Origin of the sequence: Paenibacillus sedimenti (genome assembly GCF_014534655.1) — a bacterium.
Taxonomy (GTDB): Bacteria; Bacillota; Bacilli; order Paenibacillales; family NBRC-103111; genus Paenibacillus_E; species Paenibacillus_E sedimenti.
Genome location: NZ_JACVVD010000001.1, coordinates 1,076,377 through 1,090,875 on the forward strand (window position 1 = coordinate 1,076,377; position 14,499 = coordinate 1,090,875).

Consider the following 14,499-nt stretch of genomic DNA (forward strand, 5'->3'; position numbering starts at 1 on the left):
GGCATGAGGCTTCGCGAGGAGGAAGTTGAATGGCTATCAAATTAATCAATATCGGGTTCGGGAACATCGTATCGGCGAACCGCATTATCTCGATCGTGAGTCCGGAATCGGCGCCGATCAAGAGAATCATTCAGGAAGCGCGTGATCGTCACATGCTGATTGACGCTACATATGGTAGAAGAACCCGTGCCGTTATTATCACCGACAGCGATCATGTCATTTTGTCGGCGGTACAACCAGAAACGGTAGCACATCGACTTTCCAACAAGGACGATGATCATGACGAGTAATACGAATACTCTCGAGCGTGAGAGAGGCATTTTGATTGTATTGTCCGGTCCCTCCGGTGTAGGAAAGGGAACAGTTTGCGCTGCATTGCGCAATTGTTCACCGGATATTGTGTATTCCGTATCAGCGACAACACGCGCCCCGAGACAAGGGGAAGTGGAAGGCGTGAATTATTTTTTCAAGACCCGGGAACAATTTCAACAGCTTATCGATACCGATGAAGTGCTCGAGTGGGCTGAATATGTAGGCAACTACTATGGAACGCCGCGTCGTTTTGTTGAAGATACGCTGCGTGCGGGCCAAGACGTCATTTTGGAGATTGAAGTGCAGGGCGCTTTGAAGGTGAAACAGAAGTTTCCGGAAGGTGTTTTCATCTTCTTGCTGCCGCCTTCGCTCGATGAGCTTCAGAATCGCATCGTGACCCGAGGCACGGAGACGGACGAAGTCATTCGCAGCCGCATGTCAGTCGCTGTGGATGAAATCCGCTTGATGGAGCATTACGACTATGCGATCATCAATGATCGTGTTGAGACGGCTTGTTCCAAAATACAGTCGATTCTGGCTGCGGAACATTGCAAAAAAGATCGGATGTATCCGAAAGTCATTCAATGGATTGGTGAGGTGAACTAAACATGTTATATCCTTCAATTGATAAACTTCTCGATAAAGTAGACAGCAAATACTCGCTCGTTGTTGCCGCAGCGAAGAGAGCAAGACTACTGCGCGACGGAGCCAAGTCCGATTTGAGAGGCCAAAAATCCCATAAACAAGTCGGAGTTGCCTTAGAAGAACTATACGGTGACTACATTGCTTACGAGAAAATTCAGTCTAAAGAGATCGTGAAATAAATGCTTTCCCTGACAACCCTAGCGGTTGTTATTTTTTTCTTATTATTCATTTGGGGGCTCCCCGCAAAGTAATGTATAAACATTTATCGAAGTAAGCCGAAGAAGCTCGACCGCTTTAAGCGGAATGTTTAGACGCCGACCGAGCTATCACTCGGTGCGGACGGACTAACCTTCGAAGTGTCACAGTGTCACTTTGTGGGGACTATTAAGGAGGATACTCCATGGGTGTTCTGCACGGTAAAACGATCGTACTCGGCGTATGCGGAGGCATTGCTGCTTATAAGGCTGCTGCGCTGACGAGCAAACTGACTCAAGCTGGGGCTAATGTACGGGTCATTATGACAGAGTCCGCAGTCCAATTTGTAGCGCCTCTGACGTTTCAGACGTTGTCGCGTCATCATGTGTTCGTTGATACATTCGATGAGAAAGACCCTTCCGTCGTCTCTCACATTAACCTGGCGGATAGCGCCGATCTCGTTGTGATTGCGCCGGCAACGGCCAATATGATCGGCAAGCTGGCACTTGGTCTTGGCGACGATATGCTGAGCACTATGCTGCTTGCGACCATGGCACCGATTTGGGTGGCACCTGCGATGAATGTGCATATGTACGCCAATCCGGCAGTGCAGCAAAACATGCAGACGCTGCGCAGCCGAGGCGTTCGTTTTATAGAGCCGGGAGAAGGACAGCTTGCCTGCGGGTATGTCGGGAAAGGGCGCCTGGCCGAGCCTGAAGAGATTTTTGCTGCAATTGAGCAGCATTTTGCTGGGAACGGTCTGCTTCAAGGGCAGCGTGTGCTTGTGACAGCCGGAGGCACAGTGGAGCGGATTGATCCGGTTCGCTATATTACGAATGATTCTTCAGGCAAAATGGGCTATGCGATCGCAGAAGAAGCGGTACGGATGGGAGCCAGTGTCACCTTAGTGACAGGACCAACAGCTTTGCCTGCCCCTGAAGGCGTGGAAATCATACCCGTACAGTCCGCTTTGGATATGAGAGAAGCTGTCATGTCGCGAATGAATACGAGTCAGCTTATTATCAAAGCGGCTGCCGTCGCCGATTATCGCCCTGCAGTCGTCGCTGAGCAAAAGATGAAAAAGAAAGCGGACTCGCTCACATTGGAGCTTGTCAAAAATCCGGACATTTTGCAGGAGATCGGTACGCTGAAAAAAGATCAGTTTGTTATCGGTTTCGCCGCTGAAACCGAACGTCTGGATGAACATGCGCTGGAGAAGCTGAAGCGTAAAAATTGCGACCTTATCGTTGGTAACGACGTTTCCCAAGAGGGCGCAGGCTTTAGCGGGGATACGAATGCGGTACGGATTTTTGATCGGAACGGGCTTGTCGAGGCCCTGCCATTACAGAGCAAGAAAGATGTGGCGCGCAGGCTTCTGGAGTTGGCGGCGGGGCGGATGAAGACAACTTGAAACGCTAAGGAGAATGTGGATGTATGCAAAAGTCATTGTCGATGTCCCGGCAAAGCAAACCAATCGGGCTTTTGACTATGAAATTCCTGCGGCTTTGCGCAAATGGGTCGAAGTAGGGAGCCGCGTTGGCGTGCCATTTGGTCCTCGGGTGCTGCAAGGATTTGTTGTCGAACTGCTTGAAGAAACGCAGATGGATACTAAACGAGTCAAGCCGATTCAAAGCGTGCTGGATTTGGTTCCGCCATTGACAGAAGAACTTGTAGGACTCGGCAGGTGGCTCAGCCGTATGTACTTGTGCCATGAGGTTACGGCATTGCAAGCGATGCTGCCTGCGGCTCTCAAGGCGAAATACGAAAGGGCCATCTCTCTTGGGGATGAATCCGGCGAGCAATCGCTGTTGGATTTGCCGGATCTGCAGGAGATCGTCGCCTTTGTGCGAGCAAAGGGAACTGTTCCGATGGAAACGCTGATGGAGCGTTTCGAGAATGACGGGTCGCTCATTAAGCAGCTCTTGTCCAGCGGCATCCTTATGGAAGCGCAGATGGTCAAAGACCGCATGACGGCTAAGAAGGCGCTGACGGTCTTTCCTCCGGCAGATGGCAGAAGCTTGGAAGAAGCGGTTGGCATGCTGCCGGCTAGAGCGAATAAACAGCAGGACGTGCTTCGTTATCTGATAGAGCATCCGCATGCGATTCGGCTCACAGAGCTGATGGAAGCGGTGCAGGTTGGAGCCGGCACTGTTAAAAGCTTGGCGGATCGCGGCTGGATCGAGCTGCGGGAGGTCGAAGTGATGCGTGATCCTTACGCGGGCCGCTCGTTCGCGCGAACGAAACCACTTCCTCTGACAGAGGAACAAAGCAGCGTTTTCGGCGAAATCCGCAGCGCCGTCGCTGAGCGCAGGCATGAGGTTTTTCTTCTTCACGGAGTGACGGGCAGCGGTAAGACAGAAGTATATTTACAATCCATTCAGGAATGTCTAGACCAAGGCAGAGAAGCCATTGTATTGGTGCCCGAAATTTCGTTAACACCGCAAATGGTGGAACGTTTTAAAGGCAGGTTCGGCGATCTGGTCGCCGTGCTTCACAGCCGGTTATCGAATGGCGAACGTTATGATGAATGGCGTAAAATCACCCGCAAGCAAGTGAAGGTCGTAATCGGCGCTCGCTCGGCCATTTTTGCCCCTTTTACCCAAATCGGTCTTATTATTATTGATGAAGAGCACGAGTCCTCGTACAAGCAGGAAGAGAGTCCGAAATATCATGCCAGGGACGTGTCTGTCGAAAGAGCGAAACAGCATAACGCTGCCGTTGTTCTGGGTTCCGCTACCCCTTCGTTGGAGAGTATTCAAAAAACGATGCGAACCGGAAACGGGGAAAAACCTCCATATCGACTGCTGACGATGAAAGAAAGAGTTGCCGGCAGGCCGCTGCCGACCGTTAGCATCGTGGATATGCGGGAAGAGCTGAAAAACGGAAATCGCTCCATGTTCAGTAAGTCACTGTATAAAGCTATTGAAGAAAGGTTACAAAAGAAAGAACAGACCGTTTTACTGCTCAACCGGCGCGGTTATGCAACCTTCGTCATGTGCCGTACCTGCGGTTTCGTTTCTACTTGCCCCCATTGCGACATTTCGCTTACCTATCATCAAAGCTCGCGCATGCTGCGGTGTCATTATTGCGGTTATGCCGAACGTGAAGTCAAGCAGTGTCCGAACTGCTCTTCCGAACACATCCGTCATTTCGGGACAGGAACGCAGCGCGTGGAAGAAGAGCTCGGCAAGTTATTTCCCGGCATTCGCGTTATACGGATGGATGTGGATACGACGACTGAAAAAGGCTCCCATGAAAAATGGCTGACGATGTTTCGCGATAAGCAGGCCGACGTATTGTTGGGTACCCAAATGGTCGCTAAAGGGCTGGATTTTCCAGACGTGACGCTGGTTGGCGTTATTGCGGCCGACACCGTACTCAATCTGCCTGATTTTCGCTCTGCTGAACGGACGTTTCAATTGCTTACGCAGGTTGCCGGAAGGGCTGGGCGACATGAAAAGCTGGGAGAAGTATTCGTGCAGACGTATACGCCGGAGCATTACAGCGTGCAGTGTGCGAGCCGGCATGATTATATGGCTTTTGCAAGGCATGAACTGGATATACGCGCGAATTTGGACTATCCGCCTTATCATCGGTTGATTCTGATTACTTTTTCCCACGAGGAAGTTCCTTTATTGGTGCGCTCTGCGGAGGCATTTGTGACCAGGCTCAAAGAGCTTGCACAAGAGCAAATGAACAGGCCGGTTGATCTGTTTTCGAACATGGAACCATCCTCCGAATCGTTCAGTATGGATGTCTTAGGGCCTGTCGCATCACCGATTTCCCGAATCAAAGATAGATATCGATTCCAATGCGTGGTAAAATATCGGGGGGAAGCTCAGGCTTCAGAGCTTGTAGGCCGAACCGCCCAGTGGTTTGAAGAGCGCTCGGCAAAGGAAAAATTGCAAATTAGCGTCGATGTAGACCCGCAATTTTTGATGTAAACTTTTAAATCATAGAGAAGACTTCAGAGGTAGGTGCACGTTATGGCTATTCGTATTATTGTTAAAGATCCGGATCCTGTACTGCGGGAGAAGGCCATCACCGTAACTAAATTCAATTCCAATCTGCATAAGCTGCTCGATGATATGGCAGATACGATGTACGATGCGGAAGGCGTAGGACTTGCAGCCCCGCAAATCGGTATTTTGAAACGCGTGATTGTGATGGATTGCGGAGAAGAGCACGGCGGATTAATCGAAATGGTGAACCCGGAAGTGGTCACTTCCAGCGGGGAGCAAATCGGACCGGAAGGCTGCCTGAGTATTCCAGGAATTCGCGGCGATGTAAGCAGACCGTTAAACGTAACGGCTAAAGGTCAAGACCGACATGGCAATCCCATTGAGATTACAGGTACTGAGTTGCTTGCGCGTTGTATTTTCCACGAAATCGACCACTTGAACGGAGTTCTGTTTACGGACCTTGCAACCAAAACGTACACGGCAGAAGAAGAGGAAGAAGACGAGTGAATATTATTTTCATGGGTACGCCTGATTTTGCAGTACCCTCCTTACGATTGTTATTGGAGGAAGGCTATAACGTGACAACCGTTGTGACGCAGCCGGACCGGCCGAAAGGACGCAAACGCGTCCTGACGCCGCCGCCAGTGAAGGTTGAAGCGGAGAAGCACAACATTCCCGTTCTTCAGCCGGAAAAGCTGCGTCATGCAGACTCGGTAGAGGTGCTGCGTCAGTTGAAACCGGATTTGATTGTGACGGCTGCTTACGGTCAGATTTTGCCTAAATCCGTTTTGGAGCTGCCTAAGTTCGGATGCATTAACATCCATGCTTCGTTGTTGCCCAAGTATCGCGGCGGCGCTCCGATTCATCATGCGATTCTGCGTGGCGAGCAGGTGACGGGGGTCACGATTATGTACATGGCTGAAGGTCTGGACACCGGCGATATGATTAGCAAGGTGGAAGAGGCGATCGAAGACACGGATACGACCGGGACGATGTTCGAAAAGCTAAGCTTGGCCGGAGCCGACCTGCTCAAACGAACGCTGCCGGACCTATTGGCTGGACGCATTCAGGCTGTCAAGCAGAATGAAGCTGATGCTGTATACTCGCCGAATATCCGTCGTGAAGACGAGCTCATTGATTGGTCGCGTTCCGCTGTCGAGATCTGGAATCAAGTTCGTGGCTTGAACCCTTTTCCGGGCGCATATACGCTCTGGAACGGCGAAGTGATGAAAGTTTGGTCTTGTGTAAATCCTAAGGAAGAAGTGCCGAAGAGTCGTCAGGTTACACAAGCCGGTGGCGCAAAGCCAGCTCCCGGAACTGTACTTAACAGCACCGAGCTTGGCCTTGAAGTGATGACCGGAGGCGGTACGCTTTGGCTTACAGAGATTCAGCCTTCAGGCAAAAAGGCGATGCAAGTGTCAGAATTAATTCGAGGCGTCAAGATTCCGGACGGCACTGTGTTCGGCAACTAACTACATAAAAAGAGGTATTGCATTTGGCTACGCAAAAACCAAAACGTCCGCAATCCGGATCAAACAACAAGCCGCAGAAGAGGGCTGGTAGTCCATCTGCATCAAAACCTTCTCCAAGCGCTGCGAAGAGCAGCGCTGTTAAGCGTTCTGCTCGCGAAGCGGCGCTGGATGTGCTGATCCGGGTGGAAGAGGATCAATCCTATAGCAACCTGCTGCTCAACCAAACGTTGCAAAAGCATGCGTTGGAAAGGGCCGATGCAGGGCTGGCTACGGAGCTTGTTTACGGGACGATCGGCCGTAAAAACACAATCGATTTCTTTCTTGAGCGCTTTGTGAGCAAAGGGCTCGGAAAGCTGGAGCCGTGGGTAAGGTGCTTACTGCGGCTTAGTTTTTATCAGCTCTATTATTTGGACCGGATTCCTGATCATGCGGTCGTAAGCGAAGCGGTCAATATCGCGAAGCGCCGAGGTCATCAAGGCATCTCGGGGATGGTCAACGGCGTGCTGCGGGCCGTCCTTCGCAGCAAAGACGAGCTTACGCTGCCGGCTGCGCTCGGCGACGTGAAGCGCATCGCGCTGAGCCATTCCCATCCGGAATGGCTCGTGCGCCGGTGGATTCGTCAGCTCGGCCCGGAGCTGACGGAACAGATCTGTGCGGCGAACAACGAGCCGCCGCATGTGAGCATCCGCGCGAACGCGAGGCGCCGCACCCGCGCGCAGCTGCTGGAGAAGCTGCAGGCGAGCGGCCTTCACGCGGAAGCGTCGAAGCTGGCCCCGGCCGGCATCCTCGTGCATGGGGCCGGGAACATGGCGTTAGTCCCCGGCTTTCAGCAAGGGGACTTCTCGATCCAGGACGAGAGCTCGATGCTCGTCGCCGAGGCTCTGGATCCGCGTCCAGGCATGAAGGTGCTGGACTGCTGTGCCGCCCCTGGCGGCAAGACTGCACACATCGCCGAGAAAATGGACGACGCGGGACAGATCTGGGCTTGTGATCTGCATGAGCACAAGCAGAAGCTGATCGCCGATCAGGCGGAGCGTCTGGGACTGAAGTCCATTCAGACGCTGGTTATGGATGCGGCGAACTTGACGGAGCATTTTGCGGCCGAGTCGTTCGACCGCATTCTGCTCGACGCTCCCTGCTCGGGGCTGGGCGTGATCCGGCGCAAGCCGGATCTGAAGTGGGCCAAGCAGGAAGCGGAGATCGCCGAGATTAGCGAGCTGCAGTACGCTATTCTGAGCAAGGTTCATCGCCTGCTTAAACCAGGCGGCGTGCTGGTGTACAGCACGTGCACGATCGAGCACGCGGAGAATGAGGGCATGATCGGGCGCTTCCTCGCCGATCATGGCGAATTTGAGCTTGCGGCTTTGCCGGAGGAAGCCTTCGCCGGCATCGATCCGCAAGCGGCAGCATCCGGAATGGTCCAAATTTTGCCGCAGCAATTCCATTCCGACGGATTTTTCATTGCACGCCTGCGTAAGCGAACCTAGCGGTTTGCGAGTTAGCGACCTGCACTCTTTGCAGGATGCTCAATGAGAGCAGCGTCGAGTAGGCGGGCATTTTGCTATTTTCAGTCGGTAATGGTTTAATCAGGCTTGGGTTTTTAGCGGTCCAAATTGTATGGACAAGTCACGGGGATGTGTGTTCGTCCCCTTATTGTGATAAAATAGATAAGATCGGCAAGAAAAAATTTGAACTAACAACAGGTTGTGATAATGATGTCTTTAAAGCCTTACGAGAAAGATAAACCGTTTGTTTATGATTTAAATTGGGATGAGTGGCAGGGCTGGGTCAAAGAGAACGGCGAGTCCTCTTTTCGCGCCGGGCAAATCTTTGATTGGCTCTATATCAAGCGCGTGTTTAGCTTTGATGAGATGACCAACTTGCCAAAGACGCTGCGAGACAAGCTCAAAGAACAATTTGAGTTTGTAACGCTTACCGAAATCGCCAAATACGAGTCGCAGGACGGTACGGTCAAATTTTTATTTGAACTGGAAGATAAGAATGCCATCGAAACCGTTGTCATGAAGCACAACTACGGCAACAGCATTTGCGTAACTACACAGGTAGGATGCCGTGTCGGTTGTACGTTTTGTGCATCCACGCTTGGCGGACTCAAGCGCGATTTGCGCCCTGGCGAAATTGTTGCTCAGGTTGTTAAAGCTCAAAAGCTGCTCGATGATACCGGGGAGCGGATTAGTTCCATTGTGATCATGGGGATCGGGGAGCCGTTTGAAAATTATGAGGCGACAATGAATTTTCTGCGCGTCATGATTCATCCGAAGGGACTCAACATCGGCCAGCGTCATATTACGGTTTCGACGAGCGGCATCGTGCCGAATATTTACAAGTTCGCGGACGAGAATTTGCAGGTAAATCTGGCGATTTCAATTCACGCGCCGAACGATGAGCTGCGTTCCAAGCTAATGCCGGTCAACCGGAGATTTCCTTTCGCTGATTTGATCGAAGCCTGCAAATACTACATAGCCAAAACAGGCCGGAGAATTACGTTTGAATACGCACTCATGGGCGAAGTGAACGACCAGCCTGAACACGCGGAAGAATTGGCTCGGGTGTTGAAGGAAATGCCGCTTATCCACGTAAACCTGATTCCTGTTAACTTCGTGGCCGAACGTGACTTTAAGCGTACGCCACGGGACGATATTTTTACGTTCCAACGCATTCTCGAGAAGGGCAAAATTAATGCGACCATACGCCGTGAACAAGGCAGTGATATTGCTGCCGCCTGCGGACAATTACGGGCCAAGCATATGGAGAGCAAGTAATGAGGTGAAATCGGGATGAAGATGGTGAGCCGTACCGATATCGGCAAGGTTCGGTTAGTGAATGAGGACCGCGCCGCCATTCATCAGGAACTGAATGGTCTCTCTCTGGCCATCGTTGCCGATGGCATGGGGGGACATCAAGCAGGGGATATCGCCAGCCAAATGGCAATCGAAATCATTGAAGCCCAGCTGCAAACGATCCATTGGGGGATGCCCGTGGAAGAGTGTAAACAGGCGCTGAAACAAGCGATTGAGATGGCGAATGAGAAAATCTATGAATTTGCTTCGCATAGGGAAAATTACCACGGCATGGGGACGACGGTCGTAGCGATCGTCGTTTCTCAAGAGCTTTTGATTATTGGACATATTGGCGACAGCCGCGCTTACAAGATTACTAACGATGCGATCACACAGCTGACAGAAGACCATTCTCTCGTCTATGAACTGGTCAAAAACGGTCAAATTACGCCTGAAGAAGCTGATCATCATCCAAGACGAAATTGGATCACCAGGGCGCTTGGCACAGAGCCGGGCGTTGAGGTTGATCTGTACGAATACGGATGGCGCCCGGGCGAGACGATTCTCATCTGCTCGGACGGTCTCAGCGGGCTGGTGGAGTCTGGCGAAATCTGGCAAATCGTCAAGTCGCATACGAATCTGGAGGAAGCTGCCGAACGATTAATTTACCGTGCGCTGGATGCTGGCGGGGACGATAATGTAACGGTTGTTTTACTGGCTCACGATCATGATGAAGACGAAGAAAAGGGGTGATGAGAGTTGATCGGTAAAAAGCTTGGAGGCCGCTATGAAATATTGGAGAGAATCGGCGGAGGCGGCATGGCTTTGGTGTACAAAGGGCATGATCTCTTACTTAATCGCAAAGTCGCCGTGAAAGTGCTGCGTTCGCAGTATGTGCATGACGAAGAATTTATACGTCGTTTCCGCAGAGAAGCTCAAGCAGCCGCTTCACTGTCTCATCCGAATGTCGTCAGCATCTATGACGTCGGGCAAGAAGGTGAAGTACATTATATCGTTATGGAATACATAGAGGGCACGACCTTGAACGATTTAATCAAGGAAAAAGCACCGCTGCAGGTTGAAGACGCGGTCCATTACGCCGGCCAAATCGCTGATGCGCTGGATCACGCGCACCACAATGAAATCATTCACCGCGACATTAAGCCGCACAATATTTTGATCGGTAAAAATGGCCGCGTTAAGGTGACGGATTTCGGTATTGCCCGCGCAGCGACCTCTTCAACGATAACGCAAACCGGATCCGTGGTAGGATCGGTGCATTATTTTTCGCCGGAGCATGCCAAAGGGACGAATACGGGCGAGAAATCCGATTTATATTCGCTTGGCATCGTCATGTATCAAATGCTGACTGCCAGATTGCCGTTCCTCGGGGAAAGTCCGATCAGCGTGGCGCTCAAGCATTTGCAGGAAGATGTAGAGGAGCCGCGCAAGGTAAATCCGCTTATTCCGCAGAGCGTGGAAAATATCATTTTGAAGGCGATGCGCAAAAAGCCTGAAGAACGCTATCAGTCGGCAAAGCAGATGATGGCGGATTTGGATACGTGCCTTAGTCCGGACCGCAGGAATGAACCGAAGGTTGCTTTCTGGGATGCAGATGGCATGGATGAGGAGCGGACTCTGGTAATGCCCGCCATTCGTGCGAACCAGCTTGGCGATTTCAAGGACGAGGAGTACGAAAAGCCGAGTTGGCGCGAAGAACCGGCACCAGCCAAACGAAACGGCTGGATCAAGCCTACGATCTGGATCGTAATTTTGCTCATCGTCCTCGGCGGGATGTGGTACTTGGTCGGGTATGTGAAGAGCATGTTTACGATTGAAACCGTCGATGTTCCCAATGTCGTCAATAAACCGCTGACGCAGGCACAAGCGGAGTTGACGGCTGCAAGACTGGGTTGGACCATTGAGCTTGATAAGGTAAGCAAACTTCCGAAGGATACCGTCATTCGCCAAGACCCAACAGGGATGCGGATGAATGTCGGGACGAAAGTGACCTTGTATGTCAGTGAAGGCGTTCCAAAAGTAAAGATGGAGAACTTCGTGGGGCAGAAAATCAATGATGCCAAGCTGAAGCTCCAAGCGCTCGGGATCAAGGAAGATCAGATAACAGTCGTGCCAGGGACGACCGAGGATACACCGGATATCATTCAAAAGCAAACACCGCTTGTCGGCGACGAATTTGAAGTCGAGAAGGCGGCGATAACCTTTACAATCAGTAAAGCGAAGGAAACCTTCAAAATGCCTGACCTTGTCGGTATGACCGAAAAGGAAGCAAAAGATCAAATCGCAAAGCTGAATTTGAAGCTTGCCGTAAATGCCATAACACGTGAGAAAACTTACAAGCAGCCAAAAGGGAAAGTCATTGATCAATTTCCTTATAAGAAAAACCAAGATGTATCTGCGGGTTTAGAAATCACGAGTTTAATCATTAGCGACGGACTGCCTGAAGACGCCGGACAATTGAACGTCAGCATCCCTGTAAAACCGACTGAGGAAGGTAAAGATTCGGAGTTTAAAATCGTCGTAAGCGATGCGCAATACGACAATTTCGAATACAAGACGGAAAAAGTGACGAAGCCGCAAAATCTGGATGTCAAAGTTATCGTTTCTCCGGATAAGAAAGCTGTTATCTTGATCAAAGAAGGCGACAACCTGGTGAACTCAATAACCCGTACGTATCAAGATTATTTGGATCAAAAAAGTGGCAAAACCACATCTCCAAATCCATCCCCATCGCCTGGGACATCACCCAAACAGCAAACCAGCGGACCGGCGATTCCGGCCGGCGGTAGCGGCAACGGGCAAACTGGGGGGAACACCTCCAAACCTGGAACTGGAGGAGGCAATTAATGCCACAAGGAGTTATTGTTAAGGCATTAAGCGGCTATTACTACGTTTTGCCCGAAGGGGCGGACCTCCGCACGGCAGTGACAATTACGTGCCGCGCACGAGGAATTTTCAAGAAAAAAAATGTGTCTCCGCTCGTCGGAGATCAGGTGACGTATGAGCTGACGGAAAATGGGGAAGGAACGGTAACTGAGATCTTTTCTCGATCGTCTGAGCTTATTCGTCCGCCAATTGCCAATGTTAATCTGGTTGTACTCGTCTTCGCAGTCACAGAGCCCGTCTTGAATTTACAGCTGCTGGACAAATTTCTCGTTCATATCGAGCATACAGGCATTGATGTCCTGCTGTGCTTTACGAAGAGAGACTTGCTCGCCGAAGGCGATGCCACTGAAACCAAGGAAATGACAGTTGCCGAACTTGATCGGATCCATAAACTTTACACGGATATCGGATATGATGTTCTAACGACGAGTTCCAAGCTGCATGAAGGCGTCGACGCGATTCAGCAGCGTTTGAAGGGGACGGTCAGCGTGTTTGCCGGTCAATCCGGTGTCGGAAAATCCTCTTTGCTCAATGAAATGATCAGCGGGCTTGAGCTGGAAACGAACGCCATCAGCCAGCGTCTAGGCCGCGGTAAGCATACGACACGCCATGTAGAGCTGCTTCCGCTTGAGGACGGCGGCTTCGTGGCTGATACGCCGGGCTTCAGTCAGTTGGATTTCATGGAGCTGGAAGTGGAGGATTTGGGAAGCTGCTTTAAGGAGTTCGCGGTACTTGCAGAAGGCTGCAAGTTCAGAGGCTGTCTGCATCTGCACGAACCGAGCTGCAAAGTGCGCGAAGCCGTCTCCGAGGGGACGGTCGCCGCTTCCAGGTACGAACATTACTTATTGTTTTTAAATGAAATGAAGGATCGGAAGAGGAGGTATTAAACGGATGGTATACGTGGCACCTTCCATATTATCAGCCGACTTTGCGAGGCTTGGGGAAGAGATTAAGGAAGCGGAGCTTGGCGGGGCGGATTGGATTCACGTTGATGTGATGGATGGTCATTTCGTGCCGAACATTACGATTGGCCCGCTCGTCGTGGATGCCATTCGCCCGATAACCAAGCTGCCGCTAGACGTGCATTTGATGATCGAACATCCGGACCGTTACATTCCTGACTTTGTCAAAGCGGGTGCCGATTTGATATCCGTTCATGTAGAGGCATGCACGCACCTTCACCGGACATTGCATTTGATTAAACAGAGCGGTGTTAAAGCAGGTGTGGTGCTGAACCCGGCAACGCCAATATCGATGATTGAGCACGTGCTCGACGAGCAGTTGGATCTGGTGCTGATCATGACGGTCAATCCCGGATTTGGCGGGCAAGCGTTTATTCCCGGTATGCTAAGTAAAATACGCGATTTGCGTGAGCAAGCGAATGCCAAGGGACTGAACGGCCTTCATATCGAAGTGGACGGCGGTATTAACGAGGCGACCGCACGTCAGGTGGCGGAAGCCGGTGCCAATGTGCTGGTTGCCGGCAACGCCGTGTTTGGTCAGCAGAACCGTGCTGAAGCGATAAGTCGAATCCGCGGGTAGAAGGGAGCTACGGTAGATGAGAATTCTCTGGTTATTCATCTACAGCATCATTTGCGGAGTGCTGCTGACGTTTTATACGAACATACAAGACATGACGAAATTTATATTCTCACTAGGCGCTCTTTATGCGGGCATTCGATTTTTTCGCCGCTTTGAGCAAATTGGATTTCGCGTGTGGTTTATCGTTCTTTCCGTCATTTTATACTTTATTTTCAGTTTGGGCTTTGCGCTTTACACGCATATGAGGAGCATAACTCCATAGAAGCCGCATACACATAGTTACAAGAGTGATACGCTCTTGTAGCTTTTTTTGCTTTCTGGAAGCGATTTTTGAGGGCGCGAGTAAATAGAAGGCACTTTTTTACGGTCCGGGCATATACTGTTGTAACGATGCTGAGGAGCAGTGATGCAACCAGTGGGGCTTATGTTGGCGCAGTCCATAACTGATTTGAAACTCGAAGCTTATGCCCTGCGCAGTAAGTTTCCAGGTAAACTCGAAGGAGGGGTAGAGTATGAAGTTTTACACAATCAAACTACCAAAATTTTTGGGTGGATTCGTGAAGGCCGTACTAAATACTTTTAGCAAAAACTAGGCCCGACACATACTTTTCCCAGAAATGCAAAAAAAGCACCGTAAAGGTGCTTTTTGTCTATTAGTTGACG

15 protein-coding genes are annotated in these 14,499 nt (G+C 50.9%); all 15 read left to right on the forward strand.

Going from position 1 to position 14,499, the window contains the following annotated elements:
* Positions 1–29 precede the first annotated feature (29 nt).
* Positions 30–290: an extracellular matrix/biofilm regulator RemA gene (remA, locus tag ICC18_RS04240; RefSeq protein ID WP_009672664.1), complete on the forward strand. Its 261-nt coding sequence runs from the start codon at positions 30–32 to the stop codon at positions 288–290.
* Positions 280–918 (forward strand): guanylate kinase, encoded by a 639-nt coding sequence (gene gmk / locus ICC18_RS04245; protein ID WP_188173104.1) that lies wholly within the window; start codon positions 280–282, stop codon positions 916–918. Before remA ends, gmk begins: the two co-directional genes overlap by 11 nt.
* Before the next feature lie 2 nt (positions 919–920).
* Positions 921–1,136 (forward strand): DNA-directed RNA polymerase subunit omega, encoded by a 216-nt coding sequence (gene rpoZ, locus ICC18_RS04250; protein WP_188173105.1) that lies wholly within the window; start codon positions 921–923, stop codon positions 1,134–1,136.
* A 221-nt stretch (positions 1,137–1,357) separates the two neighbouring features.
* Positions 1,358–2,563, forward strand: a complete 1,206-nt coding sequence (coaBC, locus tag ICC18_RS04255) for a bifunctional phosphopantothenoylcysteine decarboxylase/phosphopantothenate--cysteine ligase CoaBC (RefSeq protein WP_188173106.1) — start codon at positions 1,358–1,360, stop codon at positions 2,561–2,563.
* Between the two features lie 19 nt (positions 2,564–2,582).
* Positions 2,583–5,096 (forward strand): primosomal protein N', encoded by a 2,514-nt coding sequence (priA, locus tag ICC18_RS04260; RefSeq protein ID WP_188173107.1) that lies wholly within the window; start codon positions 2,583–2,585, stop codon positions 5,094–5,096.
* 42 nt (positions 5,097–5,138) lie between these two features.
* Complete coding sequence (gene def, locus ICC18_RS04265; RefSeq protein ID WP_188173108.1) at positions 5,139–5,621, forward strand: peptide deformylase; 483 nt, start codon at positions 5,139–5,141, stop codon at positions 5,619–5,621.
* Entirely contained in the window at positions 5,618–6,586 is a 969-nt protein-coding gene (gene fmt / locus ICC18_RS04270; RefSeq protein WP_312029476.1) for a methionyl-tRNA formyltransferase, read from the forward strand. Before def ends, fmt begins: the two co-directional genes overlap by 4 nt.
* A gap of 23 nt (positions 6,587–6,609) precedes the next feature.
* The gene (gene rsmB / locus ICC18_RS04275; RefSeq protein ID WP_188173109.1) at positions 6,610–8,073 is read left to right on the forward strand and encodes a 16S rRNA (cytosine(967)-C(5))-methyltransferase RsmB; all 1,464 of its coding nucleotides are present in this window, start codon (positions 6,610–6,612) and stop codon (positions 8,071–8,073) included.
* A gap of 225 nt (positions 8,074–8,298) precedes the next feature.
* On the forward strand, positions 8,299–9,369 hold the full coding sequence (rlmN, locus tag ICC18_RS04280; protein ID WP_223192273.1) for a dual-specificity RNA methyltransferase RlmN: 1,071 nt from the start codon (positions 8,299–8,301) through the stop codon (positions 9,367–9,369).
* A 15-nt stretch (positions 9,370–9,384) separates the two neighbouring features.
* Positions 9,385–10,140, forward strand: a complete 756-nt coding sequence (locus tag ICC18_RS04285) for a Stp1/IreP family PP2C-type Ser/Thr phosphatase (protein ID WP_188173110.1) — start codon at positions 9,385–9,387, stop codon at positions 10,138–10,140.
* 6 nt (positions 10,141–10,146) lie between these two features.
* Entirely contained in the window at positions 10,147–12,255 is a 2,109-nt protein-coding gene (gene pknB, locus ICC18_RS04290) for a Stk1 family PASTA domain-containing Ser/Thr kinase (RefSeq protein ID WP_188173111.1), read from the forward strand.
* Positions 12,255–13,181: a ribosome small subunit-dependent GTPase A gene (gene rsgA / locus ICC18_RS04295; protein ID WP_188173112.1), complete on the forward strand. Its 927-nt coding sequence runs from the start codon at positions 12,255–12,257 to the stop codon at positions 13,179–13,181. Before pknB ends, rsgA begins: the two co-directional genes overlap by 1 nt.
* A 4-nt stretch (positions 13,182–13,185) precedes the next feature.
* Entirely contained in the window at positions 13,186–13,836 is a 651-nt protein-coding gene (gene rpe, locus ICC18_RS04300) for a ribulose-phosphate 3-epimerase (RefSeq protein WP_188173113.1), read from the forward strand.
* 16 nt (positions 13,837–13,852) lie between these two features.
* On the forward strand, positions 13,853–14,098 hold the full coding sequence (locus ICC18_RS04305) for a hypothetical protein (protein WP_188173114.1): 246 nt from the start codon (positions 13,853–13,855) through the stop codon (positions 14,096–14,098).
* Positions 14,099–14,348: 250 nt separating this feature from the next.
* Positions 14,349–14,429, forward strand: a complete 81-nt coding sequence (gene spoVM, locus ICC18_RS04310) for a stage V sporulation protein SpoVM (RefSeq protein WP_014652194.1) — start codon at positions 14,349–14,351, stop codon at positions 14,427–14,429.
* The last annotated feature ends 70 nt before the right edge of the window (positions 14,430–14,499 follow it).